The organism is Mycobacterium sp. (genome assembly GCF_050701675.1).
In the GTDB taxonomy this organism is placed as follows: Bacteria; Actinomycetota; Actinomycetes; order Mycobacteriales; family Mycobacteriaceae; genus Mycobacterium.
The window spans coordinates 1-2,237 of record NZ_JBOGDD010000676.1 but is presented as its reverse complement, the minus strand read 5'-3'; the positions used below and the strand labels follow the sequence as shown (position 1 = coordinate 2,237).

At 67.6% G+C, this 2,237-nt stretch carries 3 protein-coding genes; 1 reads left to right on the top strand and 2 read right to left on the bottom strand.

Features of this window, described 5'->3' with window-relative positions; all coding sequences use genetic code 11:
• Together ACRDUX_RS20790 and ACRDUX_RS20785 are read right to left on the bottom strand one after the other, a co-directional pair.
• Positions 1-320 (bottom strand): CoA-transferase (locus ACRDUX_RS20790; RefSeq protein WP_526416041.1); only part of this gene is annotated, 320 nt, incomplete at its 3' end.
• On the bottom strand, positions 317-1,084 hold the full coding sequence (locus ACRDUX_RS20785) for a CoA transferase subunit A (protein ID WP_526416039.1): 768 nt from the start codon (positions 1,082-1,084) through the stop codon (positions 317-319). The genes ACRDUX_RS20785 and ACRDUX_RS20790, both read right to left, overlap by 4 nt.
• Positions 1,085-1,282: 198 nt before the next feature.
• Here ACRDUX_RS20785 and ACRDUX_RS20780 point away from each other — a divergent pair, with 198 nt between their 5' ends.
• Entirely contained in the window at positions 1,283-2,050 is a 768-nt protein-coding gene (locus ACRDUX_RS20780) for an IclR family transcriptional regulator (RefSeq protein WP_526416037.1), read from the top strand.
• Positions 2,051-2,237: the final 187 nt, after the last annotated feature.

The following is a 2,237-nucleotide window of genomic DNA, read 5'->3' as shown; positions in this document are numbered from 1 at the left end:
ACCGCGGTGTCGATGTGGCCGCCGCGGATCATGCCGAAGGATAGGGCCGAATCGAAGTACGCCGCACCGGGATTGACAGTGACGGTCTCCTTGCCCGCGTTGATCAGATCGGGGTCGACGTGGTCCTCGTCGGGATAGGGACCCGTGCCCAGGATGCCGTTCTCCGAGTGCAGGGTGACCTTCACGTCGCTGCCGAGAAAGCCGGGGATGAGCGTCGGCAGCCCGATGCCGAGGTTGACGTACTCGCCGTCGACCATCTCCGCCGCGGCGCGGGCGGCCATCTGGTTGCGGTTCCATCCCGCGGGCGCCGACTCGGTCATGGGGCCGTTCCTTCCGGTTCGCGAACGGTTCGCTTCTCGATCTTCTTGTCCTGTGGTCCGGTGTGCACGATGCGTTGTACGAAGACCCCCGCGAGATGCACTGCGGCCGGGTCGATTTCGCCCGGCGCCACCAATTCCTCGACCTGGGCGATGGTGATGCGTCCCGCCATCGCGGCCAGCGGGTTGAAGTTCATCGCCGTCTTGTTGAAGACGAGGTTGCCGTCGGTGTCACCGAGTTGCGCATGGACGAGCGCGAAGTCGGCGTTGATCGACTCCTCCAGGACGTAGCGCTTGCCGCCGAACTCGCGAATCTCCTTGGGGGGCGAGGCAACCGCGATCGAGCCGTCGGGGGCGTACCGCCACGGCAGGCCACCGTCGGAGACGGGGCTGCCCACCCCCGCGGGGGTGAAGAAGGCGGGGATGCCCGCACCACCTGCGCGCAGCCGTTCGGCCAGCGTGCCCTGCGGTGTCAGCTCGACCTCCAGTTCGCCTGCCAGGTACTGACGGGCGAACTCCTTGTTCTCGCCGACGTAGGAGGCGGTGACGCGGCGCACGCGCCCAAGGGACAGCAGGACTCCGAGCCCGACACCGTCGACCCCGCAGTTGTTCGAGAAGACCTCGAGGTCGGTCGTGGACGATTGCGCGATCGCTTCGATGAGTTGGTCCGGGATGCCGCACAGGCCGAATCCGCCGACGGCCAGCGTGGCACCGTCGTTGATGTCCACGACTGCCTCGGCAGCCGAGCCGTACACCTTCGACGACATGTGTCTCCTCCTTCGCGAGCCTCAGCGTTCATTCTGCAAACGTCCAGCACCCCGAGCGTCGGCGCGATCACGCCCGGCGGAACTGGCAATGAGCATTCCAGATGCGTCGGTGTCGGTGTCAACGGCTCGGGAAAACTGTTCGCCCAATGAGCGTTGAGACCGTGTGCGTCTACCCAGTGAACGCCTAGGATCGCACCGATGAGCGGACAATCGCGAGGATCGCACGTCGTGGCGAGGGTGGGTGCAGTCCTGCGCGCGGTCGCCGCCGCAGAGCCGGATGGCGCATCGACAACGGATCTCGGCAAGGGTGCTGGCCTGGCCAGGCCGACCGCTCATCGCCTCCTCGTGTCGTTGGCCGACGAGCATCTGGTGGCCCGCGACCCCAAGACCGGCCGCTGGTCACTCGGCCCCGAGCTCTACCTGTTGGGAGTTGGCGCCGCCTACCGGTACGACGTCACCGATCAGGCGCGTGAGGTGGTGACGCGGCTGGCCCGCGACACCGGCGAGAGTGCGTTCTTCTCGGCGCGCAGGGGCGATGAGACGGTGTGCGTCCTGGCCGAGGAGGGGAGCTTCCCGCTGCGGTCGCACGTCCTGCACGTCGGGATCAGATTTCCGCTCGGCGTGGCCAGCGCAGGCCTGGCGATCCTCAGTCACCTGCCGAACCGCGACGTCGACGACTTCTTCGGGCGGGTCCAACCGGAGTCGCAGTGGGGTCGAGGCCACGCCGAGGCGGCCATCCGCGCGCGCATCGAATCCACTCGGCGCACCGGCTACGCGGTGAACCCCGCGTTGATCGTCGACGGCAGCTGGGGGATGGGCGCAGCGGTATTCGACAGGAGCGGCAAGCCGGCCTGGGCGCTCAGCATCACCGGAGTCGAGACCCGTTTCAAGCCGGAGCGGCATCTCGAATTGGGCACGCTGCTGCTCGAGCAGGCACACCAGCTGTCCGGACGGATTCAGGCTTGACCCGTGCGAGGAATGCCCGGATGCGCGATGGTGAACCGGTGACCGCCCCCGCACGGCCGACGCCGAGCCGGTTCGGCCGTGATCCCACCGCCGCCCGCAGCGGTGAGAACACCGCAGCCGCACTACTGCTCGGCTTCACGCTCATCGCCATCGCCTGGGCGAATTCGCCGTGGGCGCATTCCTATTC